The sequence below is a fragment of the Pseudomonas sp. 2822-15 genome (assembly GCF_002742515.1).
GTDB lineage: Bacteria > Pseudomonadota > Gammaproteobacteria > Pseudomonadales > Pseudomonadaceae > Aquipseudomonas > Aquipseudomonas salomonii.
Genome location: NZ_LJRY01000187.1, coordinates 580,561 through 605,508 on the forward strand (window position 1 = coordinate 580,561; position 24,948 = coordinate 605,508).

At 60.3% G+C, this 24,948-nt stretch carries 26 protein-coding genes and 1 riboswitch; of the genes, 15 read left to right on the top strand and 11 right to left on the bottom strand.

From position 1 onward, the window contains the following. Positions 1–80: 80 nt before the first annotated feature. Positions 81–1,490 carry an adenosylhomocysteinase gene (gene ahcY, locus AOA59_RS17540; RefSeq protein ID WP_056857730.1) on the bottom strand — a complete coding sequence of 470 codons (1,410 nt, stop codon included), beginning with the start codon at positions 1,488–1,490 and terminating at the stop codon, positions 81–83. 21 nt (positions 1,491–1,511) lie between these two features. Then, positions 1,512–1,617: riboswitch (S-adenosyl-L-homocysteine riboswitch) on the bottom strand. Between the two features lie 198 nt (positions 1,618–1,815). Here ahcY and AOA59_RS17545 point away from each other — a divergent pair. Further along, positions 1,816–2,208 carry an acyl-CoA thioesterase gene (locus AOA59_RS17545; protein WP_016977737.1) on the top strand — a complete coding sequence of 131 codons (393 nt, stop codon included), beginning with the start codon at positions 1,816–1,818 and terminating at the stop codon, positions 2,206–2,208. Positions 2,209–2,294: 86 nt separating this feature from the next. Next, positions 2,295–3,182 (top strand): formate/nitrite transporter family protein, encoded by an 888-nt coding sequence (locus tag AOA59_RS17550; protein ID WP_065929483.1) that lies wholly within the window; start codon positions 2,295–2,297, stop codon positions 3,180–3,182. On the opposite strand, the gene AOA59_RS17555 is transcribed toward AOA59_RS17550, so the two are convergent. After that, positions 3,176–4,435, bottom strand: a complete 1,260-nt coding sequence (locus AOA59_RS17555; RefSeq protein WP_065929482.1) for a sodium:proton antiporter — start codon at positions 4,433–4,435, stop codon at positions 3,176–3,178. The genes AOA59_RS17550 and AOA59_RS17555 overlap by 7 nt on opposite strands. A 192-nt stretch (positions 4,436–4,627) precedes the next feature. Here AOA59_RS17555 and AOA59_RS17560 point away from each other — a divergent pair, with 192 nt between their 5' ends. After that, positions 4,628–5,014 carry an MAPEG family protein gene (locus AOA59_RS17560; protein WP_099488479.1) on the top strand — a complete coding sequence of 129 codons (387 nt, stop codon included), beginning with the start codon at positions 4,628–4,630 and terminating at the stop codon, positions 5,012–5,014. Positions 5,015–5,229: 215 nt separating this feature from the next. Here the strand turns inward: AOA59_RS17560 and AOA59_RS17565 are convergent, their stop codons facing one another. Continuing rightward, the gene (locus tag AOA59_RS17565) at positions 5,230–6,417 is read right to left on the bottom strand and encodes a murein transglycosylase A (RefSeq protein ID WP_069786979.1); all 1,188 of its coding nucleotides are present in this window, start codon (positions 6,415–6,417) and stop codon (positions 5,230–5,232) included. Positions 6,418–6,546: 129 nt separating this feature from the next. Between AOA59_RS17565 and AOA59_RS17570 the strand changes: the two genes are divergently transcribed. Next, the gene (locus tag AOA59_RS17570) at positions 6,547–6,996 is read left to right on the top strand and encodes a cytochrome c (RefSeq protein WP_099488481.1); all 450 of its coding nucleotides are present in this window, start codon (positions 6,547–6,549) and stop codon (positions 6,994–6,996) included. 6 nt (positions 6,997–7,002) lie between these two features. Here the strand turns inward: AOA59_RS17570 and AOA59_RS17575 are convergent, their stop codons facing one another. From AOA59_RS17575 to AOA59_RS17590, 5 genes are all read right to left on the bottom strand, one after another. Continuing rightward, positions 7,003–7,398, bottom strand: coding sequence for a DUF1090 domain-containing protein (locus AOA59_RS17575; RefSeq protein ID WP_065929479.1), 396 nt, complete (start codon positions 7,396–7,398; stop codon positions 7,003–7,005). Positions 7,399–7,466: 68 nt separating this feature from the next. After that, positions 7,467–9,131: an NAD-dependent DNA ligase LigB gene (gene ligB, locus AOA59_RS17580; RefSeq protein ID WP_099488483.1), complete on the bottom strand. Its 1,665-nt coding sequence runs from the start codon at positions 9,129–9,131 to the stop codon at positions 7,467–7,469. A 95-nt stretch (positions 9,132–9,226) separates the two neighbouring features. Beyond that, the gene (locus tag AOA59_RS32415) at positions 9,227–9,382 is read right to left on the bottom strand and encodes a hypothetical protein (protein WP_158235253.1); all 156 of its coding nucleotides are present in this window, start codon (positions 9,380–9,382) and stop codon (positions 9,227–9,229) included. A gap of 49 nt (positions 9,383–9,431) precedes the next feature. Beyond that, the gene (gene metK / locus AOA59_RS17585; RefSeq protein WP_056857738.1) at positions 9,432–10,622 is read right to left on the bottom strand and encodes a methionine adenosyltransferase; all 1,191 of its coding nucleotides are present in this window, start codon (positions 10,620–10,622) and stop codon (positions 9,432–9,434) included. A 19-nt stretch (positions 10,623–10,641) separates the two neighbouring features. After that, positions 10,642–11,637 carry a metalloregulator ArsR/SmtB family transcription factor gene (locus AOA59_RS17590; RefSeq protein WP_058420733.1) on the bottom strand — a complete coding sequence of 332 codons (996 nt, stop codon included), beginning with the start codon at positions 11,635–11,637 and terminating at the stop codon, positions 10,642–10,644. A 259-nt stretch (positions 11,638–11,896) separates the two neighbouring features. On the opposite strand from AOA59_RS17590, the gene tkt reads away from it, so the two are divergent. The 6 genes from tkt (at position 11,897) to fba (ending at position 18,265) form a co-directional block, all read left to right on the top strand. After that, a complete protein-coding gene (gene tkt, locus AOA59_RS17595) occupies positions 11,897–13,894 on the top strand; it encodes a transketolase (protein ID WP_065929476.1) in 1,998 nt (665 codons plus the stop codon). 138 nt (positions 13,895–14,032) lie between these two features. Then, positions 14,033–15,088, top strand: a complete 1,056-nt coding sequence (epd, locus tag AOA59_RS17600) for an erythrose-4-phosphate dehydrogenase (RefSeq protein WP_099488485.1) — start codon at positions 14,033–14,035, stop codon at positions 15,086–15,088. Positions 15,089–15,105: 17 nt separating this feature from the next. Then, positions 15,106–16,269: a phosphoglycerate kinase gene (locus AOA59_RS17605; protein WP_099488486.1), complete on the top strand. Its 1,164-nt coding sequence runs from the start codon at positions 15,106–15,108 to the stop codon at positions 16,267–16,269. 29 nt (positions 16,270–16,298) lie between these two features. Then, positions 16,299–16,526 (top strand): hypothetical protein, encoded by a 228-nt coding sequence (locus AOA59_RS17610; protein ID WP_099488488.1) that lies wholly within the window; start codon positions 16,299–16,301, stop codon positions 16,524–16,526. A gap of 62 nt (positions 16,527–16,588) precedes the next feature. After that, a complete protein-coding gene (locus tag AOA59_RS17615) occupies positions 16,589–16,924 on the top strand; it encodes an MliC family protein (RefSeq protein WP_056857744.1) in 336 nt (111 codons plus the stop codon). Positions 16,925–17,200: 276 nt separating this feature from the next. Further along, entirely contained in the window at positions 17,201–18,265 is a 1,065-nt protein-coding gene (gene fba, locus AOA59_RS17620) for a class II fructose-bisphosphate aldolase (protein ID WP_003177554.1), read from the top strand. Positions 18,266–18,325: 60 nt separating this feature from the next. Here the strand turns inward: fba and AOA59_RS17625 are convergent, their stop codons facing one another. Beyond that, positions 18,326–18,613 (bottom strand): hypothetical protein, encoded by a 288-nt coding sequence (locus tag AOA59_RS17625; RefSeq protein WP_017139393.1) that lies wholly within the window; start codon positions 18,611–18,613, stop codon positions 18,326–18,328. 631 nt (positions 18,614–19,244) lie between these two features. Between AOA59_RS17625 and AOA59_RS32420 the strand changes: the two genes are divergently transcribed. Further along, a complete protein-coding gene (locus AOA59_RS32420) occupies positions 19,245–19,391 on the top strand; it encodes a hypothetical protein (RefSeq protein ID WP_158235254.1) in 147 nt (48 codons plus the stop codon). A gap of 43 nt (positions 19,392–19,434) precedes the next feature. On the opposite strand, the gene AOA59_RS17635 is transcribed toward AOA59_RS32420, so the two are convergent. Then, positions 19,435–20,100 carry a polysaccharide lyase family 7 protein gene (locus AOA59_RS17635; protein WP_099488490.1) on the bottom strand — a complete coding sequence of 222 codons (666 nt, stop codon included), beginning with the start codon at positions 20,098–20,100 and terminating at the stop codon, positions 19,435–19,437. A 310-nt stretch (positions 20,101–20,410) separates the two neighbouring features. Between AOA59_RS17635 and AOA59_RS17640 the strand changes: the two genes are divergently transcribed. Genes AOA59_RS17640 through AOA59_RS17650 form a run of 3 tightly spaced genes read left to right on the top strand, consistent with a single transcriptional unit; the run spans position 20,411 to position 23,376 of the window. After that, positions 20,411–22,516, top strand: a complete 2,106-nt coding sequence (locus AOA59_RS17640; RefSeq protein WP_099488491.1) for a bifunctional diguanylate cyclase/phosphodiesterase — start codon at positions 20,411–20,413, stop codon at positions 22,514–22,516. Between the two features lie 43 nt (positions 22,517–22,559). Continuing rightward, positions 22,560–23,060, top strand: coding sequence for a M48 family metallopeptidase (locus tag AOA59_RS17645; protein WP_017139389.1), 501 nt, complete (start codon positions 22,560–22,562; stop codon positions 23,058–23,060). A gap of 19 nt (positions 23,061–23,079) precedes the next feature. After that, on the top strand, positions 23,080–23,376 hold the full coding sequence (locus AOA59_RS17650) for a helix-turn-helix domain-containing protein (protein WP_099488493.1): 297 nt from the start codon (positions 23,080–23,082) through the stop codon (positions 23,374–23,376). A 102-nt stretch (positions 23,377–23,478) separates the two neighbouring features. On the opposite strand, the gene AOA59_RS17655 is transcribed toward AOA59_RS17650, so the two are convergent. After that, positions 23,479–23,931, bottom strand: coding sequence for a GNAT family N-acetyltransferase (locus tag AOA59_RS17655; protein WP_099488495.1), 453 nt, complete (start codon positions 23,929–23,931; stop codon positions 23,479–23,481). A 202-nt stretch (positions 23,932–24,133) separates the two neighbouring features. Between AOA59_RS17655 and AOA59_RS17660 the strand changes: the two genes are divergently transcribed. After that, positions 24,134–24,871 (top strand): ABC transporter substrate-binding protein, encoded by a 738-nt coding sequence (locus AOA59_RS17660; protein WP_065929468.1) that lies wholly within the window; start codon positions 24,134–24,136, stop codon positions 24,869–24,871. Positions 24,872–24,948: the final 77 nt, after the last annotated feature.

Here is a 24,948-nt window from a genome sequence, read left to right on the forward strand (position 1 = left end):
ATGCACCGATTTAATGTGGGAGCGAGCAAGCCCGCTCCCACAAAAGCCCGCTCTCGCAGAGAGAGCAGGCAGCAGGCATATCAGTAACGGTAAGCGTGCGGCTTGAACGGACCTTCAACGGTCACGCCGATGTAGTCGGCCTGGGTCTTGGTCAGTTGAGTCACAACGCCGCCGAAGCCGCGGACCATTTCCAGGGCCACTTCTTCGTCGAGTTTCTTCGGCAATACTTCCACGGTCAGGCGCTCGGCTTTCTGGGCCGGCGACAGGTCGGCGTACTTCTGACCGAACAGGAAGATCTGCGCCAGGACCTGGTTGGCGAACGAGCCGTCCATGATGCGGCTTGGGTGGCCGGTGGCGTTGCCCAGGTTAACCAGGCGGCCTTCGGCCAGCAGGATCAGGTAGTCGTCGTTCTGCGGGTCGAAATCGCCAGCACCGGTACGGTGAACCTTGTGTACCTGCGGCTTCACTTCTTCCCATGCCCAGTTCTTGCGCATGAAAGCGGTGTCGATTTCATTGTCGAAGTGACCGATGTTGCAGACAACAGCGCGCTTTTTCAGGGCTTTGAGCATGTTTGCGTCGCAAACATTCACGTTGCCGGTGGTGGTCACGATCAGGTCGATCTTGCCCAGCAGGGCTTTGTCGATGCTCGCTTCGGTGCCGTCGTTCTGGCCGTTGATGAACGGCGAAACCACTTCGAAGCCGTCCATGCAGGCTTGCATGGCGCAGATCGGGTCAACTTCGGAGACTTTAACGATCATGCCTTCCTGACGCAGGGACTGGGACGAACCCTTGCCCACGTCACCGTAGCCGATCACCAGGGCTTGCTTGCCCGACAGCAGGTGGTCGGTGCCGCGCTTGATGGCATCGTTGAGGCTGTGACGGCAGCCGTACTTGTTGTCGTTCTTGCTCTTGGTCACCGAGTCGTTGACGTTGATGGCCGGAATTTTCAGCTCGCCCTTGGCCAGCATGTCCAGCAGGCGGTGTACGCCGGTGGTGGTTTCTTCGGTCACGCCGTGAACACGGTCAAGGATCTGCGGGTACTTCTTGTGCAGCAGCTCGGTCAGGTCGCCGCCGTCGTCGAGGATCATGTTGGCGTCCCATGGCTTGCCATCTTTGAGGATGGTTTGCTCCAGGCACCACTCGTACTCTTCTTCGGTTTCGCCTTTCCAGGCGTAAACCGCGATGCCGGCAGCCGCGATAGCAGCAGCGGCCTGGTCTTGAGTCGAGAAAATGTTGCAGGACGACCAGCGTACTTCGGCACCCAGGGCAACCAGGGTTTCGATCAGCACGGCAGTCTGAATGGTCATGTGGATGCAGCCGAGGATCTTCGCGCCTTTGAGCGGCTGCTCAGCGGCGTACTTGCGGCGCAGACCCATCAGGGCTGGCATTTCGGATTCGGCGATAAAGGTTTCGCGACGGCCCCAGGCAGCGAGGGACATGTCGGCGACTTTGTAGTCGGTAAAACCTGCAGGCGTGATTACAGCGCTCATGAAGAGCCTCCATTCGTAGTGTGCGAATGGGCGCCGTTGTGCGTTTAGTATCCAGCTGGCTAACCAGGCCGGACAACGCCCCATCCGAGCCTGACAGGTTGAACCTGCTGCAGCGCCCCTCGGACAGGTGGCGGGAGAACGGTATCAATCGAAGATGACCGTTTTGAAGCGGTGGCGATTATAGCCGTGTGCGCGGCACTTCCCAAGCCTTTCTGTCGGCCGCATGCAGATCGTGCATGGGCGTGATAGGCAATGGCGCATAGAGCTTGGGCGCGGGCTCTGCCATGATGTTGCCCATCATTTCGCAAGACGCTTTGGAGTGACCATGAACTTCCACACTCGCAAATGGGTAAAACCCGAAGACCTCAACCCCAACGGCACCCTGTTCGGCGGTAGCCTGCTGCGCTGGATCGACGAAGAAGCGGCGATCTACGCGATTGTTCAATTGGGCAACCAGCGCGTGGTGACCAAGTACATCTCCGAAATCAACTTCGTCAGCGCCTCGCGTCAGGGCGACATCATCGAATTGGGCATCACCGCCACCGAGTTCGGCCGCACCTCCATCACCCTGACCTGTGAAGTGCGCAACAAGATCACCCGCAAGAGCATCCTCACTGTGGAGAAAATGGTCTTCGTCAACCTGGGCGAAGACGGTTTGCCGGCACCGCACGGGCGTACTGAAATCAAGTATGTGAAAGACCAGTTTCAGGATGAGTAACTGCACGGCCTGCGTCGGCGGGCATTGAACGCTCGCGAATGAAGACGGGTCGTACCTGAACAGCATCCCCTTGTTCAGGTAAAACCATGGCCACGCAAACAGACGGCAAAACCCCCAACCTGTCGCAGGAAGAGCAACAGGACGTCGACGACAACCAACCGCCCCGCGCGGCGGTTCTGCACGAAATAATCCGCACCCAGGGCGACCAGGAACTGGAGCGCAATGTTGCTGCGTTGTGGTGGTCGGCATTGGCGGCGGGCCTGACCATGGGCCTGTCGCTGATGGGCATGGGGTTGCTCAACTCGCGCCTGCCGGATGGCGAAGGTTTCAAGGTGATCGCCAGCTTTGGTTATTGCGCGGGCTTTCTTGCGGTCATCCTCGCGCGCCAGCAATTGTTCACTGAAAACACCCTGACCGCCGTGCTGCCGGTAATGAGCAAGCCGACGCTGGCCAATGCCGGCCGCCTGTTGCGGTTATGGACGGTGGTGCTGGTGGGCAACCTGTGCGGCACCTTGCTGGTGGCCTACGTGATGCTGCACCTGCCGATCTTCGACACCAAGACCGACATGGCCTTCCTCGAAATCGGCCGCAAGGTCATGGAAAACGACCCCGGCCAGATGTTCGCCAAAGGCATTATTTCCGGCTGGATGATCGCCACCATGGTGTGGATGATCCCGTCCATGGAAAGCGCGAAGATGTTCATCATTATCCTGATCACCTACCTCATGGCGCTGGGGGACTTCACCCACATCGTCGTCGGCTCGGCGGAAGTGTCGTACCTGGTGTTCGCTGGCGAGCTGCCGTGGAAGGACTTCTGGCTGGTGTTCGCCGGGCCGACCCTGGCGGGCAATATCATCGGCGGCAGTTTTATTTTTGCGCTGATCAGCCATGCGCAGATTCGCAGTGAGAGCAGCTTGCCGGGCAAGGCTGCTGCGGACCCCAGACATCCGCAGCAGATCAAAAAGGATCAGTGAACCTCGGGCGTGGCCTGGGGCTCACCCTTGGTCACATGCTTGACCAGCTTGCCGATGCTCAAACCCTGCAACAGGATCGACGACAGCACCACGATGTAGGTGATGCTCAGCAGCAAGTCGCGTTCCGGGCCAAGCGGCAGGGCCAGCGCCAGTGCGACCGAGACGCCGCCGCGCAAACCGCCCCAGGTGAGAATGCGGATAGTGCCGCGTGGCACCGTGCGCCAGCGGCGCAGCAACAGGATTGCCGGGGCCACGGTCAGCAGGCGTGAGGCCAGGATCGCCACGGCCAGCAAGCTGGCGGCCAGTACGTGCAACCAGTTGAACGGCAACAGCAGCAGCTCCATGCCTATCAGGGCAAACAGCAGGGCGTTGAGCATGTCATCGAGCAACTCCCAGAAACCGTCGAGGTAGCGGCGGGTCATGTCGTTCATCGCCAGCTTGCGGCCCAGGTTGCCGATAATCAGCCCGGCCACCACCATCGCAATCGGCGCCGAGACGTGCAGTTCGGTCGCCATTGCCGAACCGCCGATCACCAGCGCCAGGGTCAGCATCACTTCGATCTGGTGCTGCTCGATGCTCTTGATCATCAGGTACACCAGGTAGCCGATCAGCCCGCCGAACACCACGCCACCGATCGCTTCATGGGCGAACAGCATGGCCGTGGCGCCGACGGTGGGTGTTTCGCCCAGCTGTGCGATGCCCAGCAGTACGGTAAACACCACCACCGCCGTGCCGTCGTTGAACAGCGATTCGCCGACGATGGTGGTTTTAAGCGGCTTCGATGCGTTGGCGGTTCGCAGTACGCCCAGCACCGCAATCGGGTCGGTGGGTGAGATCAGCGCGCCGAACAGCAGGCAGTAGAGGAAGCTGACGTGCCAGCCGAACAGGGCAAAGATGTAATACGCCAGGCTGCCGATGACCACGGTGGCGATCAATACGCCGAAGGTCGCCAGCAGGCCGATGGGCCAGCGATAGCTGCGCAGGTCGTTGAGGTTGACGTGCAAGGCGCCGGCGAACAGCAGGAACGACAGCATCCAGTTCATCAGCAAGTCGCCGAAGTCGATCTGGCCGATCAACTGCTGGATACGCTCTTCCAATCCTGGATAGCCGATAAGGCTCAAGCCTTGCAGAATCAGGGAAAACAGCAGGGCCGTGACCATCACGCCGATGGTGGGCGGCAGGCCGATAAATCGGTAGTTCACATAGGTGAGCAGCGTGGTAAGGCAAATAAAGGCGGCGACAAGTTCAAGCATCCGAGGTCCTTGGAAGTGAGGGAAGGTCGTTATTGCTGGGATGGACCGCAACAGCAACGGGATGTTTCAAGGCACCGGCTAAAAGCGCGATAGAACCTTTCGGCGCGCTTCGGTTCATAGCCGGTGAGTGCGATTTTGCAGTGATAGTGCTAAAACTCTAATTTCTATTTAAAACAAAAAAAGGAATCCATCATGACGGCCGCTTTCTGGTGTGTGTTGATCGCAATATTCCTGCCTTACCTGTGCACGGGGGTGGCCAAGTTCAGCGGCGGCAAGTTCGGCCCGCGGCATAACCACGATCCGCGTGCCTTCCTGGATACCGTCGAAGGCGTGGCCAAGCGCGCCCACAACGCCCAACTCAACAGCTTTGAAGTGACGCCTGCGTTTGCCGCGGCAGTGATCATCGCGCACCTGGCCGGTACGGCGTCGCTGGTGACCATCAATGTGCTGGCGGTGCTGTTTATCACCAGTCGGCTGCTGTACATCATTTGCTACCTGGCCGACTGGGCGATGCTGCGTTCACTGGTGTGGGCGGTAGGGATGGCGTTGATTGCGAGTTTCTTCTTTGTGTCGATCTAGAGGTATTACGCACATTCAATAGGGTAGCGGGCTTGTTGTGGCGAGCGGGCTTGCCCCGCGTTGGGCTGCGAAGCAGCCCTAAAACAGGCACTGAGCTCTTTCTGAAAGAACTCGTTGCTCTTATTGGGGCCGCTGCGCAGCCCAACGCGGGGCAAGCCCGCTCGCCACATATGCCTCCACACAAGCCAGCTCCCACATGTGATCTTCTGCGTTATTCAAGAACCGGCTGGCGCATCCGGCACGTGGGGCAACGCCGCGCCCTTGGGCCACAGCATCCAGATCTGCCCCTGCTGCTTCATATTCCCCGCCAGCTCACCCGCCGCGTCACCGGTGCCCCAGAACAAGTCTGCACGCACTTCGCCAGTGATCGCTCCGCCCGTGTCTTGGGCTGCCACGGGTCGGGCAATCGGTGAGCCGTCAGGCTTAGTGGTCGACAGCCACAACAGGCTGCCCAGCGGAATCACCTTGCGGTCCACCGCCACGCTGTAACCCGCCGTCAGCGGCACGTTCAGTGAACCACGCGGGCCTTCGTTGCTGTCCGGGCGGGCGCTGAAGAACACGTAGCTGGGGTTGCTTGCCAACAATTGCGGAATACGCTGCGGGTTGGCCTTGGCCCAGGCGCTGATGGCGCCCATGGTCACGTCCTCTTTTTTCAGCTCGCCTTGTTCCACCAGCCAACGGCCGATCGGGCGGTACGGGTAGCCATTCTGGTCACCATAACCGACGCGCAGTTGGCGCCCACCGGCCAGTTGAATACGCCCCGAGCCCTGGATCTGCAGGAACTGCAGGTCCATGGGGTTGGTCAGCCAGGCAATGGGTTTGGCGGTGGAGCCCTGGCCGTTGATGGTGCTGGCATCGTCATACGGCTTGAGCACGCGGCCCTCGAGGCGGCCGCGCAGGCGCTTGCCCTTGAGTTCCGGGTAGATGCTTTCCAGGTTGACGATGATCAAGTCATCCGGCACGCCGTACACCGGCACATGGGCAGTGGCGGTTTCGGTCAGGCTGCCGGGGTAGACCGGCTCGTAGTAGCCGGTGATCAGGCCATTGGGTGTGTTGTCGGCCGAGCGCAGACCGAACACATCCAGGCGTTCCTTGAGAAAACCGCGCACGGCCACGGCATCGCCCGGTACGGTGGCGGCGGCAGCACAGGTCGCACCCCATACCGGATCAGCCTTGAGGCGCTGACAGGCACTGCGCCAGGATTCAAACCCGGCCAGCAGGTCGCTATCGGACACCGCCGGCAGCGCTTCCCACGGTGCACTGACATAAGTGGCAACGGCATGGGGCTTGGGCGCTTCATCTTTTTTGCCGGCGTCTTTGCCGCCATCACAACCGGCCAGCAGCGCAACCATCGGCAGAGCCCACACCATTCGGCGGCTCCAGCGTTTCAAGGTGACATTCATACACGTAATTCCTGAAGCGGTTGCCTGCGCCGCAGCGCATTTGGGCAACCCTTATTATTAATAGGGCTATTGGTCTTTGCGGGCGGGGCGAGGATACTGGCCGCCGTTTCCCGTGACCCTGAAGCCATCATGACTTTTAAAAAACTGACCGTGGTATTGCTGGCCTGCCTGACTTTGTCCGCCTGCGGCGGTGTCGACCCGAATTCGCCGCTGGGCCAACGCAAGGCCATCTTCAAGCAGATGCTCAAGACCGGCGAAGACTTGGGCGGCATGCTGCGTGGGCGTATCCCGTTCGACGGCGCGAAGTTCGCCGAAGGCGCGGTCAAGCTCGATGCGTTGTCCCACGAACCGTGGAAGCATTTCCCGAGCGTGCGTGAGGAAGATCACACCAGCGCCAAGGACACGGTGTGGCAACAGCAGGCACGTTTCCAGGAGCTGGCCCGAAACCTTGAAGCGGCCACCGGTGAATTGGTGATCGCAAGCCAGGTGCAGCCCTACAAGGTCAGCAACCTGGGGCCTGCGGTGCAGAAAGTCGAAGATGCCTGCACGGCTTGCCATAAACAGTTTCGCGACCACTGACCGGTTTTACTTGTCGAGCTCGTCGACAGCTTCCTGCAGTTCTTTGCGTGACTGAGCCAGCTTGTCTTTGCGTTTGTTGATTTTCTCGGCATCGCCTTTTTTCATCGCCTTGTCGAGGTCGGCCTGACGGCGGCTGACCTCGTGCTTGGCGTCGAGCACCTTGTTTTCGCGTTCTTTGCGCAGGGACGCATCGGTGCAGTGGGTGGTGACTTCGCTCAGGGCTTTTTCCAGGCCGGCCTGTTGCTCGCTGTTGCCATGAGCCTTGGCTTGTTCGATTTGTGCGCTGATGGCCTGGCGCTTGGCGGCGCAGCCGGTGAGTTCCGGCACTTCTTCGGCGGCCAGCAGCGGCATGCTCGCCCAGGTTACGGTGGTCAACAAGGCAAGTGGGGCTAGAAATTTCATGTGGGGCTCCAAGGTCGCAATTGGATGGCAGGGTGAATTCTGCCGGGTTAAAAGTGGCTGGGCTGGGCTTAAAACCCGTCAATCCCTGCCACGCGTAATGTTTCAGCTAACGCTTTTACGTGTGGGTCGCGAAAAAAAGCGCTCAGTTGCGCTGCGCGGCCCGGGCCAATGCCGTCGGTGGCCAGCCAGGCTTGCGTGTCTTTGGCGGCCAGCGCCTGCCAGCCGCCCTCCAGATCGTTGCGCGCCGAAGGCGGTACGCCCAGGGCTTTGAGCCATTGTGCAAAGGGCCGTTGCCGCGCGCTTTGCAGGCTGTCGAGCACTCGGGCCCGGCGGCGATCACCGAAGCCGTCAATGTTAGCAAGCTCTGCCGCATCCAGGGTTAACCAATCGAGAATGCCTGCGATTAGACCGGCCTGAATCAATGCGTTCCAGGTTTCCCGGCCCATGTAGGGCAGGGCCAGGCCCTGATTGCTGCTCAGCCAGGTCAGGCGCGCGAGCAATTGCTCCTCGCAGCCAGGGTCCAGTTGCCAGCAACTCAACGCGTGGAAGTTGCGCGCATCCGGCACCTGCACCGCCACCCTGGTCTCGTTGCGCAGGATCACCTGCTCCAACCGCGGAATCACTTGGCCGGCAAGGCTGATGGAAACTTGATCGCCGGGGCGGATGTCCAGCGCATGCCAGTGCTTCAAGGAGCCGACGCTGACACGGCGGATTTGCCGGTCGTCCAGCCGCACCGACTCCAGTTCCAGAATGGGCGTGATACGCCCCGTGCGGCCGATCTTGAACTGCACCTTGCGCACCAGCGCCAAAGCCCTGGTTACCGGGTACTTCCACGCGACCGCCCAATACGGCGCGCCGACCTGCCAGCGCTTGGCGGGTGCGTGCAGGGCCTGGTGCAACACCACGCCATCGCTGGCAAAGGGCAGCGGATGGTTGTACCAGTAACTGCGCCAATGCGCGGCTTCAGTGAGGTTTTGCACGGGGTGGCTGTAGCGACGGCTGTCGGTGAAGCCCCATCGCGCGAGGGTGGCCAGCCGCGTGCTGAAGTCTGCCGGGCCTTCGGGCCAGGCCCAGACGAATAGCCCGATCCTGGAAGCCTCGGCCTCACTTAACTGTCGGCGATTCATCAGCCCGGCCACTTTGCTGCGCGCACTGAGCCCGCCGTGTTCGGACTGCACATGATCGTCAAGGCGCCAATAGAGTTCGCCTTGCAGCACCAGGTCGATGGGTTCGGGCAGTTGCTGGACAATGCCCTGGATCTTGCGCGCAGCGGCTGTCCAATCCTGACCGAGCAGGCCGTCGCCACGGCTGATGAGCTGGCTCAGGCGGCCTTTGCGATACACCAGCGTCACCGCAACGCCGTCGACCTTGGGCTGCACCCAGACGTCCTGGCGTGTCTTGAGCCACTCACCGACGGCCTCTTCATCCACCAGCTTTTCCAGGCCGGTATGAGCGACCGGATGCGGCTGTGTACCACGCGCACCTGCCAGCGGGTTGTCCGCCGTCGACTGTGTTGGCGCAAAACACGCCTGCCACTGCGCCAGGCGTTGTCGGGCCTGGTCGTATAGTTCGTCGCTGACCGGAGACTGACCGAGCCGGTGGTAACTGTCATCCCACAGCTTGATCTGTTCGGCCAGGGTGCCGACCTGTAAGCGTGCCTCTTCGGGGCATTCCTCGGCCCAGGCCAGAAATGACAGGGCGCTGAGTACAAGGGCAATCAGTAAACGCATCATGAGCATCCTTGCTCGGAAGGGACGCCCAGCCTAAGGGATCCCGGCGGGCACAAAAAAGCCCCGGCAGGGCGGGGCTTTTTACCGGGTGTTTCCAGTTACCTGAACAGGCCGCCCAATGCCTTCACAGCGTCGTTCGTTTCCAGCTTGGCGTCCTGTGTTTGTTGCTTGGCATCGACCTTGGTCTGGCAGCCAGCCAGTTTGTTACAACCTTTGTTGAGCTGCTTCTGTGCCGCTTTAAATGCGCAGGCCATAAAAAGCCCCGCCGGGCGAACCCGGCGGGGCTTTTGGTGCAACGCGTGCTTACAGGCCGGCGGCTGTGCGCAAGTCGTTGGCGCGGTCGGTTTTTTCCCAGGTGAAAGTGGTGAAGGTGTCGTCGCCGACAGTCTTCTGTGCAGGGGTGCGACCGAAGTGGCCGTAGGCTGCGGTGTCCTGGTACATCGGGTGCAGCAGGTCGAGCATGGTGGTGATGGCGTACGGGCGCAGGTCGAAGATCTCACGCACCAGCTTGACGATTTTGTCATCGCTGATCTTGCCGGTGCCGAAGGTGTTCAGCGAGATCGACGTAGGCTGGGCCACACCGATCGCGTAGGAAACCTGAATCTCGCAACGCTCGGCCAGGCCGGCCGCGACGATGTTCTTGGCCACGTAACGACCGGCGTAGGCCGCCGAACGGTCAACCTTGGAGGGGTCTTTACCCGAGAACGCGCCACCGCCGTGACGGGCCATGCCGCCGTAGCTGTCGACGATGATCTTGCGGCCGGTCAGGCCACAGTCGCCCACCGGGCCACCGATGATGAACTGGCCGGTCGGGTTGATGTGGAACTGGGTGTCTTTGGTCAGCAGTTCGGCAGGCAGCACGTGCTTGACGATCAGCTCCATCACGCCTTCACGCAGGTCGGCGTAGGACACGTCCGGGTTGTGCTGGGTCGACAGTACAACGGCGTCGATGCCCACCACTTTGCCGCCTTCGTAACGGCAGGTGACCTGGGACTTGGCGTCCGGGCGCAGCCACGGCAGCACGCCGGATTTACGCGCTTCGGCCTGGCGCTGTACCAACTGGTGCGAGAAGGTGATCGGTGCTGGCATCAGCACGTCGGTTTCGTTGCTGGCGTAGCCGAACATCAGGCCCTGGTCGCCGGCGCCCTGATCTTCAGGCTTGGCGCGGTCCACACCCTGGTTGATGTCGGGGGACTGCTTGCCGATGATGTTCATCACGCCGCAGGTGGCGCCGTCGAAGCCGACGTCGGAGCTGTTGTAGCCAATGTCGGTGATCACGTCACGAACGATCTGCTCCAGGTCGACCCAGGCGGTGGTGGTGACTTCACCGGCGATGATCGCCACGCCCGTTTTCACCAGAGTCTCGCACGCCACACGGGCGAACTTGTCTTCAGCAATGATGGCGTCCAGCACCGCGTCAGAAATCTGGTCGGCGATTTTGTCCGGATGCCCTTCAGACACGGACTCGGAGGTGAAAAGGGAGTATTCGCTCATCTCGATGTTTTCCTGATATTTACCGATGGTGAGTGTCGCCAGTCGGTCGCTGAAAGTGGCGGACCTGGATCTGGAAACCATTACGTAAACCTACATAGAGGCTTTCCCCGGGAACGAGTCCCGCAGCGGTGGCCCAACGGGCCAGATCGTCCTGTTCAAAACCCAACCAGAGATCACCGCAGGCCTCCTTGGCCCAATTCTGGTTGTGGCTGCATAAATCTGTGACCAGCAGGCTGCCGCCCGGTTGCAGCAAATTCGCCATCTGCTTGAGGGCTTCGGCGGGGGCGGCGAAATGGTGCAGGACCATGTTCAGCACCACGCAATCGGCCCGCAGGCTGGTGTCATTCAACGCGTCGGCCAACTGCAGGCTGACGTTGCGCAGCGCTTCGCGCTCGCACAGCTGGCGCGCGAGCTCAAGCATTGCCGGGCTGTTGTCCAGCGCCGTCACCTGCTTGAAGCGGCGTGCCAGTTCCGGCAAGAAGCCACCGTCGCCGGGGCCGACTTCCAGCGCCGTCGCCTCATCACTGAAGCTCAGCTTGTCCAACAGCGCCAGTACGCTTTCGCGGTATTGGGGCAAACCGGCAATCAGGTCCTGTTGGGCGCGAAACTTCTCGGCTACCCGTGAGAAAAAGTCCTGGCTGGCGGCGGCGCGTTGCCCGTGGACCTGGCTGATGCGCGACTGCACGTCGCTGGGCAAGCCCAAACTGTCTACCTCGTCGAGCAGGGCGGCGTGCAACTTGCCGCCGAGCAACTCGGTGTGGGGCAGGGCGCGACGATAAAAAATCGCATTGCCTTCTCGGCGTGTGGCGACCAGCTCGGCCTGGGCCAGCACCTTAAGGTGGTGGCTCATGCCGGATTGGCCGATGGCAAAGATCTGCGCCAGTTCCAGCACGCCAAAAGAGTCGTTGGCCAGTGCGCGCAGCACGTTCAGGCGCAACGGATCACCGGCGGCCTTGCATAAGGCAGCCAGCTCATCGCTGTCGTCGGGACGCAAGGAAGGCACAGGTAGGTTCATAAGGCCAGCAGTCTAGTGACGGGTGGAAATCCTCGCAAGGCCAATATCAAAAAGTTTTGATATTGGTCGATAATCGGTCGTTATAAGCCGCCGCTATAACCTTTAGGCGAAGCGGTGGGCCGTTTCTGCAAGCCAATGGCGGGCAAACCTCAGGAAAAACACCTTCAAGTGACTATCTGTCATTGCCCGCAGGCGGTGGCTGAGGGAAAATGCCGGTCCTTTTTTCCGTTTCTTCTATTCAAACCCCAGGAGATCAGCGATGCCCAGCCGTCGTGAGCGTGCCAACGCCATTCGTGCCCTCAGCATGGATGCCGTGCAAAAAGCCAACAGCGGCCATCCCGGTGCCCCGATGGGCATGGCGGATATCGCCGAGGTACTTTGGCGTGACTACCTGAAACACAACCCGAGCAACCCGTCGTTCGCCGACCGTGACCGCTTCGTGCTGTCCAACGGCCACGGTTCGATGCTGATCTACTCGCTGCTGCACCTGACCGGCTACGACGTCACCATCGATGACCTCAAGAGCTTCCGCCAGCTGCACAGCCGCACGCCGGGCCACCCGGAATTCGGTTACACCCCGGGCGTCGAAACCACCACCGGTCCGCTGGGTCAAGGCCTGGCCAACGCCGTGGGCTTCGCTCTGGCTGAAAAAGTATTGGGCGCGCAGTTCAACCGCCCTGGCCACGACATCGTCGACCACCACACCTATGTGTTCCTGGGTGATGGCTGCATGATGGAAGGCATTTCCCACGAAGTCGCGTCCCTGGCCGGCACCCTGGGCCTGGGCAAGCTGATTGCTTTCTACGATGACAACGGCATCTCCATCGACGGCGAAGTCGAAGGCTGGTTCACCGACGACACGCCAAAGCGTTTCGAAGCCTACAACTGGCAAGTGATCCGCAACGTTGACGGCCACGATCCGGAAGAGATCAAGACCGCCATCGACACCGCCCGCAAGAGCGAGCAGCCGACCCTGATCTGCTGCAAGACCATCATCGGTTTCGGCTCGCCGAACAAGCAAGGTAAAGAAGACTGCCACGGCGCCCCATTGGGTGACGCGGAAATCGCCCTGGCTCGCGAAGCGCTGAAGTGGAACCACGGCCCGTTCGAAATCCCGGCGGACATCTACGCCGAGTGGAGCGCCAAGGAAAAAGGCCTGGCCGCCGAAGCCGAGTGGGACCAGCGTTTTGCTGCCTACTCCGCCGAATTCCCGGAATTGGCCAACGAGCTGGTACGTCGCCTGGCCGGTGACCTGCCTGCCGACTTCTCGGAAAAAGCCTCGGCCTACATCGCCGAAGTCGCGGCCAAGGGCGAGACCATCGCCAGCCGTAAAGCCAGCCAGAACACCCTGAACGCCTTTGGCCCATTGCTGCCTGAGATCCTCGGCGGTTCGGCTGACCTGGCCGGTTCCAACCTGACCCTGTGGAAAGGTTGCAAAGGTGTTTCGGCCGAAGACGCCAGCGGCAACTACATGTACTACGGTGTGCGCGAGTTCGGCATGAGCGCCATCATGAACGGCGTGTCCCTGCACGGCGGCCTGGTGCCTTACGGCGCGACCTTCCTGATGTTCATGGAATACGCGCGTAACGCGGTACGTATGGCCGCGCTGATGAAGAAGCGTGTGATTCATGTGTACACCCACGACTCCATCGGCCTGGGCGAAGACGGCCCGACGCACCAGCCGGTCGAACAACTGACCAGCCTGCGTACCACGCCGAACCTCGATTGCTGGCGCCCAGCCGACGCGGTGGAATCCGCGGTGGCCTGGAAGCACGCGATCGAGCGCAAGGACGGCCCTTCGGCGCTGATCTTCTCGCGTCAGAACCTGCAACACCAGGTGCGTACCGACGCGCAGATCGCCAACATCAGCCGTGGCGGTTATGTGCTCAAAGACTGCATCGGCGAGCCGGAGCTGATCCTGATCTCCACCGGTTCCGAAGTCGGCCTGACGGTTCAAGCCTACGACAAGCTGACCGCCCAGGGCCGCAATGTGCGCGTGGTGTCCATGCCGTGCACCAGCCTGTTCGAAGCCCAGGACGCGGACTACAAGCAATCGGTTCTGCCGTTGCAGGTCAGCGCGCGTATCGCCATCGAAGCGGCTCACGCCGACTACTGGTACAAGTACGTGGGCCTGGAAGGCCGCGTGATCGGCATGACCACCTACGGTGAGTCGGCGCCGGCGCCAGCGTTGTTCGAAGAATTCGGTTTCACCCTGGAAAACATCCTGGGTCAGGCTGAAGAGCTGCTGGAAGACTAAGTCAGTCTGCGTTGTCTGTACTGGCGCTATCGCGGGCAAGCCCGCTCCCACATTTGGATCGCGGTCTAATGTGGGAGCGGGCTTGCCCGCGATGGCGTCAGAACAGTCAGCACCGAACTAACCTTGATCGAGAACCCCATGCCTCAACCGCGTCCCTACAAAGTTGCACTCAACGGCTACGGCCGCATTGGTCGTTGCGTCTTGCGTGCTCTGTTCGAGCGAGGGGCGGCGGCCGGGTTTGAAATTGTGGCGATCAACGATTTGGCCGACATGGCCAGCATCGAATACCTGACACGCTTTGACTCCACCCACGGCCGCTTCCCCGGCGAAGTGAGGGTTGAGGGCGATTGTCTGCATATTAACGGCGCGTGCGTGAAGGTCTTGCGCAGTGCCACCCCCGAAGGCATCGACTGGAAAGCACTGGGCGTTGACCTGGTGCTGGAATGTTCCGGTGTCTATCACACCCGTGCCGACGGCCAGCGTTTTCTCGACGCCGGCGCGCCGCGTGTGCTGTTTTCCCAGCCGATGGCCAGCGAGGCGGATGTCGACGCCACCGTCGTCTACGGCATCAACCAGGATTGCCTGACCGGCGATGAGCTGCTGGTGTCCAACGCCTCCTGTACCACCAACTGCAGCGTGCCGCTGTTGCGCCTGCTGGATCAGGCGATTGGCCTGGATTACGTGTCTATCACCACCATTCACTCGGCGATGAACGACCAACCGGTGATCGACGCCTATCATCATGAAGACCTGCGCCGCACGCGCTCGGCGTTCCAGTCAGTGATTCCGGTGTCTACCGGCCTGGCCCGTGGCATCGAGCGACTGTTGCCGGAACTTGCCGGGCGAATCCAGGCCAAAGCCGTACGGGTGCCGACGGTGAACGTGTCCTGTCTGGACATCACCATGCAAACCGTCAGCGACACTGACGCGACGGAGGTCAACCGGATCCTGCGCGACGCCGCCACCAGCGGCCCGCTCAAGGGCCTGCTGGCCTACACCGAGTTGCCGCACGCCAGTTGTGATTTCAACCATGACCCGCATTCGGCGATTGTCGATGCCAGCCAGACCCGCGTTTCCGGCCCCAGGCTGGTGAACATCCTGGCGTGGTTCGACAACGAATGGGGCTTTGCCAACCGCATGCTGGATGTTGCAGGGCACTATCTGCACATCGCCACTAAACAACCTCAACAGTAATTCAGGAACTGCGACCCATGACCGTGTTGAAGATGACCGACCTCGATCTGCAAGGTAAGCGCGTACTGATTCGCGAAGACCTCAACGTCCCAGTCAAGGACGGTGTTGTCACCAGCGATGCGCGAATCCTGGCCTCGCTGCCGACCATCAAGCTGGCCCTGGAAAAAGGCGCGGCCGTGATGGTCTGCTCCCACCTGGGTCGCCCGACCGAAGGTGAGTTCAGCGCCGAAAACAGCCTCAAGCCTGTAGCCGAGTACCTGAGCAAAGCCCTGGGCCGCGACGTGCCGCTGGTAGCCGACTACCTGGGCGGCGTCTCTGTTGCGCCTGGCGATATCGTGCTGTTCGAAAACGTGCGCTTTAACAAAGGCGAGAAAAAGAACAGCGACGAACTGGCCCAGCAATACGCGGCCCTGTGCGACGTGTTTGTGATGGATGCTTTCGGCACCGCGCACCGCGCCGAAGGCTCGACCCACGGCGTGGCCAAGTTCGCTAAAGTTGCCGCGGCCGGCCCATTGCTGGCTGCTGAGCTGGATGCATTGGGCAAGGCGCTGGGTGCTCCGGCACAACCGATGGCTGCTATCGTGGCCGGCTCCAAAGTGTCGACCAAGCTGGACGTGCTCAACAGCCTCAGCACCATCTGCAATCAGCTGATTGTCGGCGGCGGCATCGCCAATACCTTCCTGGCCGCAGCCGGGCACCCGGTGGGCAAATCGCTGTACGAGCCAGACCTGCTCGACACTGCCCGCGCCATCGCCGCCAAAGTCAGCGTACCGCTGCCGGTGGACGTGGTGGTTGCCAAGGAATTCGCCGAAAGCGCCGAAGCCACCGTCAAGCTGATTGCTGACGTGGCGGCTGACGACATGATCCTGGATATCGGCCCACAAACGGCGGCTAACTTCGCGCAACTGCTGAAAGCCTCCCAGACCATTCTGTGGAACGGCCCGGTCGGCGTGTTTGAGTTCGACCAGTTCGGCAACGGCACCAAAGTGCTGGCCAAGGCGATTGCCGACAGCTCGGCATTCTCCATCGCCGGTGGCGGTGACACCCTGGCCGCCATCGATAAATATGGCGTTGCTGACCAGATCTCCTACATTTCTACCGGTGGCGGCGCATTCCTCGAATTCGTCGAAGGCAAAGTGTTGCCGGCCGTTGAAGTGCTGGAAACCCGAGCCAAAGGTTAAGGCTCGTGATCCGGAAAAGGAGCATTCCCATGATCAAGTCGTTGGCACTGGTGATCGCAGCGGGCCTGTTGGCCGGCTGCGGCAGCACGCCAAGCGCTGCGCCCGAGACGCAAGCGCCTGGGGCGGCGCCGAAAAAAAGCTGCTACCAGGCCGACTGGCAAGCCGAAACCATGCCGGTGATCAACAAGCGCATCGGCAATGAACGGCTGGAACAATACGACGCCGCGCCCAACGGTCAGGAACAGGGTTGCCCATGACGGGTCTGATCAACTAACCGACAGCAGTGGCGGCCCTTGGGGCCGTCGTTCGAGGAGTGGCAATGAAAGGCGTTTTCGCCCTGGCAGCCCTGGCCTTGTTGGCCGGTTGCAGCAGCATGAACATGTTCAACAAGGCGGCTGAGCCGGCAGACAAATGGACCACCTGGACCTGCGACAGCAAGGCCGAGGTCAACTGGCGCTTTGCCAACCCGGCCCGTTCTGAAGTGGATGTACGCCTCGGCGGTGCGGACCAGGTTTATCGCCTCAAGCAAGAGGTCGCCGCCTCGGGCGTGCTGTACAGCGACGGCCAACTGGCGTTTCACACAAAAGGTGAGGAAGGCCTGGTTTACTGGGTCGCCACCGATGATTTGATTGGGCGCGGCTGTAAGGCCCAGTAAGAACACGATCTCAAAATAGATGAGATCAAAATGTGGGAGCTGGCTTGCCTGCGATTGCGGTGGGTCAGCAAAACAAATGTTGTCTGATCTGCCCCCATCGCAGGCAAGCCAGCTCCCACATTGATCCGGTTCCAAAGGCACTTATGTGTAAACCGGACACTGCAATAACGATTCAGCAGCTCAAGCTTAACCCCTTGATCTGCAATAACTTGAATAGCAGCCGCCGCTACGGCAGGCTTGCACGATTAACGACCCTCGACCGGGAGAGACAACACAATGGCACTTATCAGCATGCGTCAAATGCTGGACCACGCAGCCGAGTTCGGCTACGGCGTCCCAGCCTTTAACGTCAACAACCTTGAGCAGATGCGCGCCATCATGGAAGCCGCTGACAAGACCGACTCCCCCGTGATCGTCCAGGCTTCGGCCGGTGCGCGCAAATACGCCGGCGCCCCGTTCCTGCGTCACCTGATCCTCGCCGCGATCGAAGAATTCCCGCACATCCCGGTGTGCATGCACCAGGACCACGGCACCAGCCCTGACGTGTGCCAGCGCTCCATCCAACTGGGCTTCAGCTCGGTAATGATGGACGGCTCCCTGGGCGAAGACGGCAAGACCCCGACCGACTACGAGTACAACGTACGCGTCACCCAACAAACCGTGGCCATGGCTCACGCCTGTGGTGTGTCGGTTGAAGGCGAGCTGGGCTGCCTGGGTTCCCTGGAAACCGGTATGGCCGGTGAAGAAGACGGCATCGGCGCCGAAGGCGTGCTGGATCACAGCCAGATGCTGACCGACCCGGAAGAAGCCGCTGACTTCGTGAAAAAGACCCAAGTGGACGCCCTGGCCATCGCCATCGGCACCAGCCACGGCGCCTACAAGTTCACCAAGCCGCCTACCGGCGACGTGCTGGCCATCGACCGCATCAAGGAAATCCACAAGCGCATCCCTAACACCCACCTGGTGATGCACGGCTCTTCCTCGGTACCGCAAGAGTGGCTGGCGATCATCAACCAGTACGGCGGCGACATCAAAGAAACCTACGGCGTGCCGGTTGAAGAAATCGTCGAAGGCATCAAGTACGGCGTGCGCAAGGTCAACATCGACACCGACCTGCGTTTGGCGTCCACCGGCGCAATGCGTCGCCTGATGGCCACCAACCCGAGCGAATTTGACCCACGTAAATTCTTCGGCGCCACCGTAACGGCCATGCGTGATGTGTGTATCGCGCGTTACGAAGCCTTTGGCACTGCCGGTAATGCTTCGAAGATCAAACCGATCTCGTTGGAAGCCATGTACCAGCGTTACCTCAAAGGTGAGTTGAACGCCAAGGTGAACTAAGCCTTAAGCGTTTAAAAAGAAGCCTGCAGCGATGCGGGCTTTTTTGTGGCCGGGATTTGATCAGGCAGCAGTATCGAAACCTCGGTGCTCAATGACGCGGAACACGTCGCTCACGTCCTGCACCAGAATACGTGCGGTATTGGCCACGTTATTCAGGTCGCGCTCGGCGAAGTCCGGCAGGCTGGAGCAGGCCATCAGGTTGAGGTGTTCGAGGGCGGCGTTGAGGCGTTCGCGCAGGCAGGCGTGGAGGTCGGGCAGTGGGGCGGCGCTGTCGATCAAGAGCACGGGTGAGTCGGTGGCGGACTCGGTGCAGGGGTAGAAGCGGCGGGGTGGTAATGGGTCGGTCATGGTAAATATTCCTCGTATCTAGAAGGACTACCGCCGATCGCTGCGAAACGAATGGGTGGTAGCTGTGTGCGGGTTCGCAGACCGAGGATACGAGGAACCCGGCAGACCCGAAGGTCTCCCACACACAGCCACCATAAAGTAAACGTCGGGCGCAGAAACGCTCCACGTTGCATTCATGATGCTCGGTTACACACGTATCGTTAGGGCTGCGAAACCCTATCGCTGTTCTCAGCGACCGGCGAACTATAAGCGGCGATCTGTTTGCCCGCAACGGTCGTGTAGCACCACCTTGGACCTTTGAATCGATGCAGATCCAATGTGGGAGCCGGGCTTGCCCGCGATGGCGGTGTGTCAGGCACTGCTGATGGTGGCTGATGCACCGCCATCGCGGGCAAGCCCGGCTCCCACAGGGTTCGGTGGTGTGTTTAAGTGGTTGGGTTAATTCGAGAATAGTCTTTGTATCTGTCGGAGTTTGCCTACGAATATCATCGGCTCAAAAGTGCTTTGCAATCGGAAGTCTCCTGAGCCCAGTCAGTAGAATTCCCTGTGTCTTTATAGTTTTTCTGTTTTATTGGTGCGCCATTAAAAGTGTGCTTTTATCAGTCTCTGATCATTTAAGGTTGATCGTTAAATGTCCAACGAACATATCTTCTATGGTCATGCCAAGTTGGGCAGTATACCGGCCGTCAACTACGTTAATGTATTGACGCTTAAAGTCGGCGATAACAAGCCCGCCGGTGACTCCTCGATGGGCTTTATGCTGATGTTCGTTGAATAAACCTTCCAAGAAGCCCCGCCATTAACGGGGCTTCTTTCACGCACTATTCGTGATCAATATCCAATTTGGCAAACGTCACTCGCGCGCCTTCTTTGCTGTCGCCGCTGTTGTCCTGCACATAAACCCCTGCCTTGAAGTACAGCGGCTTCGCACCCCACGCGGCGCCTATGCGCTCGTTCCATTGGCCGTCTGCGGCAGATACGCTGAGCAAGCCGGCCTTATTGAGGTTGATCACATAGGTGAAGCTCTTCTCCAATGGCACGTTACTGGCGACGGTAATCACACGGCCCTCGCCATCATCCGGGCGCATGCGCACCTTGGCGACGATGTTGCCGGTCTGGGTTTTTTCCTTGAACTGGTACTCCAGCTTGATCAGCGGTTTCTGGCTGTCATACGCGTGGATCTGGCCGATGACCACTTTGCCGCTGGAGGGCACCTGGTTGACGGTCACGGTGGCGCGCAGGAAGTTGTTGGCCTCGTTGTAAGTCCAGTTGCGCAGGCGCCCATCGGCGTAGGTTTCGCGTAACTCGCTGCGTGGGTAGATGGCGTTTTCGGTACGAGTGCCGGTCACGGGTGTCCAGAATTGCACGTTGCTGCCTTCGGCCTGGAAGTACTGGTCTTTGAAGCCGCTCAGCAGCTTGGGGGTGTCGATGGTCGTGGGCGGGGAGCCGACCGGAATGCTCAGGTTCCAGGTGGAAAGGTCGATCATGGTGTTGGCCTTTTACAGAGAATGAAGGCTTTAGCCCGAGGGCTGCGCAGGTTCTTTATAAGCGGTAGTAACCAAATTGTTAATTGAGCGCTGGCAAATTATTGGCGTCAGCTAAATGCCAAAAAGCCATGTTTCCCACAGGCCGTGGGCTGTAGGGCTTGACCGTTAGTCGGCTTCCTGAGCTTTGGCGCAATGATGGCACCCACGTCACTTCTGCTTTTTTTAAAGCGGGGCTAGAGTGAGCCCTCTGTGTTTGTCCGGTTTTTGTAGCAGAAGTGACCGGTGCAGCCCCTCAAGGAAGAGACGTAGCATGGATTGCGCTCCACACCCCGGCGATGGCAGTTCGGTTCTTCTGGTAGTTGATGACTACCCCGAGAACCTCATCAGCATGCGTGCGCTTTTGCAGCGTGAAGACTGGCACGTGATCACGGCCGCCTCCGGGCTGGAAGCCCTGGAATTGCTGCTCGCCCACGAGGTCGACCTGGTGTTGCTGGATGTGCGCATGCCCGGCATGGACGGCTTTGAAGTCGCACGCCTGATGCGCGGCAGCCAGCGTACGCGCATGACGCCGATTATCTTTCTGACGGCCCACGCCCAATCGTCCGATGCCGTGCAGGAAGGCTACGCCAGCGGCGCGATCGACTATCTGTTCAAACCTTTCGACCCCCATATCCTCAAGCCCAAGGTTCAGGCCCTGCTGGAACACCAACGCAACCGCCGGGCCTTGCAGCGGCTGAGCCATGACCTGGAGCTGGCGCGTGCCTTTAACGCCTCGGTGCTCGACAACGCCGCCGAAGGCCTGCTGGTGGTGGGCGAGGGCAGTGTGATCGAGTACGCCAACCCGGCCATTTCACGCTTGCTGAACGCCACCATGGCCGAGTTGCAGGGCGAGAGCTTTTTGAGCTTCCTGCAAAAGCCCCATGTGCCCGCGTGGTTGAGTTTCCCGATGTACGAGGCGTACCGGCGGGGCGAAACGTGGCGCCAGCATGACGCAATCTTGCGCACCGGGCGTGGTCAGCAGGTGCCCGTGGCGTTGTCCTGTGCACCGCTGCCCGCCGAGCAGAAGGCCATGGTGGTGACCGTGCTGGACATGTCCGAGGTACGCCATCTGCATCAGCAGTTGGAGTTCCAGGCCGTGACCGACCCGTTGACGGGGCTGTTGAACCGGCGTGGCTTTCACCAGGCGGTAGAGAACCTCTTGTCGCGCAGCGAGCGTAACGAACAATCGCTGGTGTTGCTGTACCTGGACCTGGACGGTTTCAAGCGGGTCAATGACTCGTTGGGCCACGACGCCGGCGACCGTGTGCTGCGCTGGGTCTCGGAGCAGATGCAGGCGTGTCTGCGCTCCTACGACATTCTTGGGCGCATGGGCGGGGATGAGTTCACCGCGTTGCTGGAGTTGGAGTTTGCGGAGCAGGCCGCCAAGATTGCGGAAAAACTGATCGAAAGAGTGTCTGTGTGCCAGCAAGTGGACGGTTTGGAGGTGATGCTCGGCGTCAGCATCGGCATCGCCACGTTCCCGGACTGCGGCTCCGACTTGAGTGGTCTGTTGCGTGCGGCGGATATCGCCATGTACGAAGCCAAGCGCGCGGGGCGTCAGCAATATCGCTATTACGATCAGGAAATGAACGGCCGTGCCCGTTCGCGGCTGATGCTGGAAGACAGCGTGCGCACCGCGATCCAAAACAAGGATTTCACCCTGGTGTACCAACCCCAGGTCTCGCTGGAAGACGGGCGCTTGCGCGGTGTCGAGGCGCTGTTGCGCTGGCAGCATCCCAGCGTCGGCGATGTGCCGCCGGGCTTGTTTTTGCCGCTGCTTGAAGAGGCGCGGCTGATCAGCCAGTTGAGCGCCTGGATCTACCAGCAAGTCGCTGCCCAGCGCCAGGCCTGGCAAGCCACGTTCGATGAAGCGCTGGTGCTGAGCGTGAGCTTGAGTGCCAGCCAGTTCAATATGCCCAACCTCGCCAGCCAGCTGCAGCAGGTCCTTGAGCGACATGGGTTGCAGGGGCGCCAGCTGGAGGTGGAAATCAGCGAAGACAGCCTGATGAGTAACCTCGACGAGACCCATAAGCAGCTCAAGTTACTGCGCCAGATCGGCGTGCGCATTGCCCTGGATGATTTCGGCCTGGGCCAATGCTCCCTGGCCCACCTGCGGGACCTGGCGTTCGACACGCTCAAGCTCGACCCGCAACTGGTGGCGCGCCTGCCGGGCTCGGTGCGGGATGCGGCGATGGCGCGCAGTATCATCCAGTTATGCGCTCATTTTGATGTGTTGGTGATCGCCGAGGGTGTGGAAACCCTCGAACAATCACAGTGGCTCAAGGCCAATGGCTGCGCGTTTATCCAGGGGCCGTGGGCGGCGCAGCCGTTGGTGGCCGAGGAAATGGCCACGTGGTCCCACCCTCGTCTGCTGTGAATTCGCTACACTGGCGGCCATTCGAACCTTGTTGCAGAGCCCCATGACCGCGCTGAAATACCTCCAGGCCTACCCCGCAGCGCTTCAAGAGCAAGTGCGCCAGTTGATCGCCAAGGACCAATTGGGCGCCTACCTGGAGCAACGCTACCCCGAGCGCCACGGCGTGCAGAGCGACAAGGCGCTATACAGCTATGCCCTGGCGTTGAAGCAGGAACACCTGCGCAACGCGCCGGCCATCGACAAAGTGCTGTTCGACAACCGCCTGGACCTCACCCACCGCGCCCTGGGCCTGCACACCACGATTTCACGGGTGCAGGGCGGTAACCTCAAAGCCAAGAAAGAGATCCGCATTGCCGCGCTGTTCAAGGAAGCCGCGCCGGAGTTTCTGCGCATGATCGTGGTACACGAGCTGGCGCACTTCAAGGAATCGGACCACAACAAGGCGTTCTATAAACTCTGTGAGTACATGATGCCTGGCTACCATCAGGTGGAATTCGACCTACGGGTGTACCTCACGTATCGCGACTTGCAGGGCAAGCCCTAACTTCACAAGGCGTTCGAGCATGGATGTGAGCAAGACCAAAAGCAGTTTCTACCGCCGCCTGTATGTGGCTTACCTGATCGACAGCGGCCAGGCCAGCAGCGTGCCGGCACTGACCGACGCCACCGGCATGCCACGGCGCACGGCGCAGGACACGATTGCGGCGTTGGCTGATCTGGATATTGTGTGTGAATTCGAGCAGGAGCACGGTGCGCGTAATCATGCCGGGTGTTATCGGATTCGCAGCTGGGGCGCGATTGATCGGCGCTGGATCGAGGCGAACCTTGCCGCGGTCAAGCAGGTGTTGGGCTATCCCTGACAGGGTACTGGCAGGTCTGCCCTCATCGCAGGCAAGCCAGCTCCCACACTTGAAGTATTCGCAATTCAAAGGGTGGGAGCTGGCTTGCCTGCGATGGCGTCGTTACTGGCGCCGCATACCAATATGGGGAATGTCATCTTCCAGGTATTCCTCACCCGCCACCGCAAACCCATACCGCCCGTAATACCCTTGCAGATGGGCCTGGGCTGACAGATAAATCGGCGTCTGCGGCCAGATGTCTTCAATGCGCTTGAGCGCTTCTTCCATCATCTGGTGCCCCAGCCCGGTACCGCGTGCCACCGGTGCCACGATCACTCGGCCAATTACCACGTCACCGCCCTGTGATTCCGGGTCCAGCAGGCGCAGGTAAGCCACCAGCACGTCATCTTGCCAGGCCATCAAATGGTGGGTATCGCCCGAAAGATCCTGCCCGTCGAGGTCTTGATACACGCATTTTTGCTCGACGACGAACACTTCATTGCGCAGACGCATAATGGCGTACAGCTGCTCTTTGCCGAGGTCTTCGTGATGTTTGCAGACCCATTCAACCGTCATGGCGTTTTCCCTTATTAATGTTTGTTGCCGATAGTAAGCGCCACCGGCCGCCCTGTCTAAAGCGAGCATTTTTGTGAATGGCGTCAATTTGCCATCATTCAGTTCGATCGCTGCTGGCTTCTTTGTGTAATCTGCAATACGGGCTCATTGATGAGCTACTGTTATCAGGCCACTGCCTGCCTGCCCGCCAAGGACCTTGAGCATGCCGCGATTTTCTCGTGCCGTTGCTTTGATTGGAGTGTTGCTGCTGGCCCAGCCCGCGGTGGCGCAGCGCTTGCGCCTGGTAGCGGATGTATGGCCACCGTTTACCGATTCCACCTTGATTAACGGCGGCCTGGCCACTGACATTGTCAGTACGGCGCTGGCCCGCGCAGGGTATGCCAGTGATTTTGAGCAGGTGCCCTGGGCGCGGGCGTTGATGGGCGTGGGCGATGGCCGTTATGACGTGTTGATCAACGCCTGGTACGACGATGCCCGCACCAGGCTGGGCCAGTTTTCCGGCGAATACCTGATGAATCGCGTGCGGTTTATCAAGCGCCGCGACGACCCCATCGACTATCAGAACCTGGAGCAACTGCACGACGATCCCATCGCCGTGGTGCGCGGCTACGCCTACTCGGCGGCGTTCGAGCAGGATGCGCAGTTGCAGAAAGTGCCGGTGCATAACTTCGCCATGGCGGTGCGTATGCTGGCGGCCAGACGCGTCAGGCTGACGCTGGAAGATGAGTTTGTAGCCCGCTATTACCTGGCGCGGGAGTCGCCACGGGTGCGCAATGCGGTGGAGTTTTTACCCAAGCCGCTGAGCGAGAACAGCCTGCATATTCTGGTGAGCCTGAAGAACCCCGAGCATGAGCAGATCGTGGCCAGCTTTGATCGGGAGATTGCCAGGATGAAGGCAGATGGCAGTTATGCAAGGTTGATGAAGGAGCATGGGATGTAGTGTTTTGGCGGGCCCCATCGCAGGCAAGCCAGCTCCCACATTTTGATTTGTGAACACAGTCAAATGTGGGAGCTGGC

Excerpts from the sequence above, each read along its gene's own strand:
- metK (WP_056857738.1), bottom strand. The coding sequence starts at position 10,622 with ATGAGCGAATACTCCCTTTTCACCTCCGAGTCCGTGTCTGAAGGGCAT.
- AOA59_RS17550 (WP_065929483.1), top strand. The coding sequence starts at position 2,295 with ATGGCCACGCAAACAGACGGCAAAACCCCCAACCTGTCGCAGGAAGAG.
- AOA59_RS17645 (WP_017139389.1), top strand. The coding sequence starts at position 22,560 with ATGACCGCGCTGAAATACCTCCAGGCCTACCCCGCAGCGCTTCAAGAG.
- tkt (WP_065929476.1), top strand. The coding sequence starts at position 11,897 with ATGCCCAGCCGTCGTGAGCGTGCCAACGCCATTCGTGCCCTCAGCATG.
- AOA59_RS17615 (WP_056857744.1), top strand. The coding sequence starts at position 16,589 with ATGAAAGGCGTTTTCGCCCTGGCAGCCCTGGCCTTGTTGGCCGGTTGC.
- AOA59_RS17640 (WP_099488491.1), top strand. The coding sequence starts at position 20,411 with ATGGATTGCGCTCCACACCCCGGCGATGGCAGTTCGGTTCTTCTGGTA.
- AOA59_RS17610 (WP_099488488.1), top strand. The coding sequence starts at position 16,299 with ATGATCAAGTCGTTGGCACTGGTGATCGCAGCGGGCCTGTTGGCCGGC.
- AOA59_RS17560 (WP_099488479.1), top strand. The coding sequence starts at position 4,628 with ATGACGGCCGCTTTCTGGTGTGTGTTGATCGCAATATTCCTGCCTTAC.
- AOA59_RS17570 (WP_099488481.1), top strand. The coding sequence starts at position 6,547 with ATGACTTTTAAAAAACTGACCGTGGTATTGCTGGCCTGCCTGACTTTG.
- ligB (WP_099488483.1), bottom strand. The coding sequence starts at position 9,131 with ATGATGCGTTTACTGATTGCCCTTGTACTCAGCGCCCTGTCATTTCTG.
- AOA59_RS17635 (WP_099488490.1), bottom strand. The coding sequence starts at position 20,100 with ATGATCGACCTTTCCACCTGGAACCTGAGCATTCCGGTCGGCTCCCCG.
- ahcY (WP_056857730.1), bottom strand. The coding sequence starts at position 1,490 with ATGAGCGCTGTAATCACGCCTGCAGGTTTTACCGACTACAAAGTCGCC.
- AOA59_RS17565 (WP_069786979.1), bottom strand. The coding sequence starts at position 6,417 with ATGAATGTCACCTTGAAACGCTGGAGCCGCCGAATGGTGTGGGCTCTG.
- fba (WP_003177554.1), top strand. The coding sequence starts at position 17,201 with ATGGCACTTATCAGCATGCGTCAAATGCTGGACCACGCAGCCGAGTTC.
- AOA59_RS17605 (WP_099488486.1), top strand. The coding sequence starts at position 15,106 with ATGACCGTGTTGAAGATGACCGACCTCGATCTGCAAGGTAAGCGCGTA.
- AOA59_RS17555 (WP_065929482.1), bottom strand. The coding sequence starts at position 4,435 with ATGCTTGAACTTGTCGCCGCCTTTATTTGCCTTACCACGCTGCTCACC.
- AOA59_RS17625 (WP_017139393.1), bottom strand. The coding sequence starts at position 18,613 with ATGACCGACCCATTACCACCCCGCCGCTTCTACCCCTGCACCGAGTCC.
- epd (WP_099488485.1), top strand. The coding sequence starts at position 14,033 with ATGCCTCAACCGCGTCCCTACAAAGTTGCACTCAACGGCTACGGCCGC.
- AOA59_RS17660 (WP_065929468.1), top strand. The coding sequence starts at position 24,134 with ATGCCGCGATTTTCTCGTGCCGTTGCTTTGATTGGAGTGTTGCTGCTG.
- AOA59_RS17655 (WP_099488495.1), bottom strand. The coding sequence starts at position 23,931 with ATGACGGTTGAATGGGTCTGCAAACATCACGAAGACCTCGGCAAAGAG.
- AOA59_RS32420 (WP_158235254.1), top strand. The coding sequence starts at position 19,245 with ATGTCCAACGAACATATCTTCTATGGTCATGCCAAGTTGGGCAGTATA.
- AOA59_RS17545 (WP_016977737.1), top strand. The coding sequence starts at position 1,816 with ATGAACTTCCACACTCGCAAATGGGTAAAACCCGAAGACCTCAACCCC.
- AOA59_RS17575 (WP_065929479.1), bottom strand. The coding sequence starts at position 7,398 with ATGAAATTTCTAGCCCCACTTGCCTTGTTGACCACCGTAACCTGGGCG.
- AOA59_RS17650 (WP_099488493.1), top strand. The coding sequence starts at position 23,080 with ATGGATGTGAGCAAGACCAAAAGCAGTTTCTACCGCCGCCTGTATGTG.
- AOA59_RS32415 (WP_158235253.1), bottom strand. The coding sequence starts at position 9,382 with ATGGCCTGCGCATTTAAAGCGGCACAGAAGCAGCTCAACAAAGGTTGT.
- AOA59_RS17590 (WP_058420733.1), bottom strand. The coding sequence starts at position 11,637 with ATGAACCTACCTGTGCCTTCCTTGCGTCCCGACGACAGCGATGAGCTG.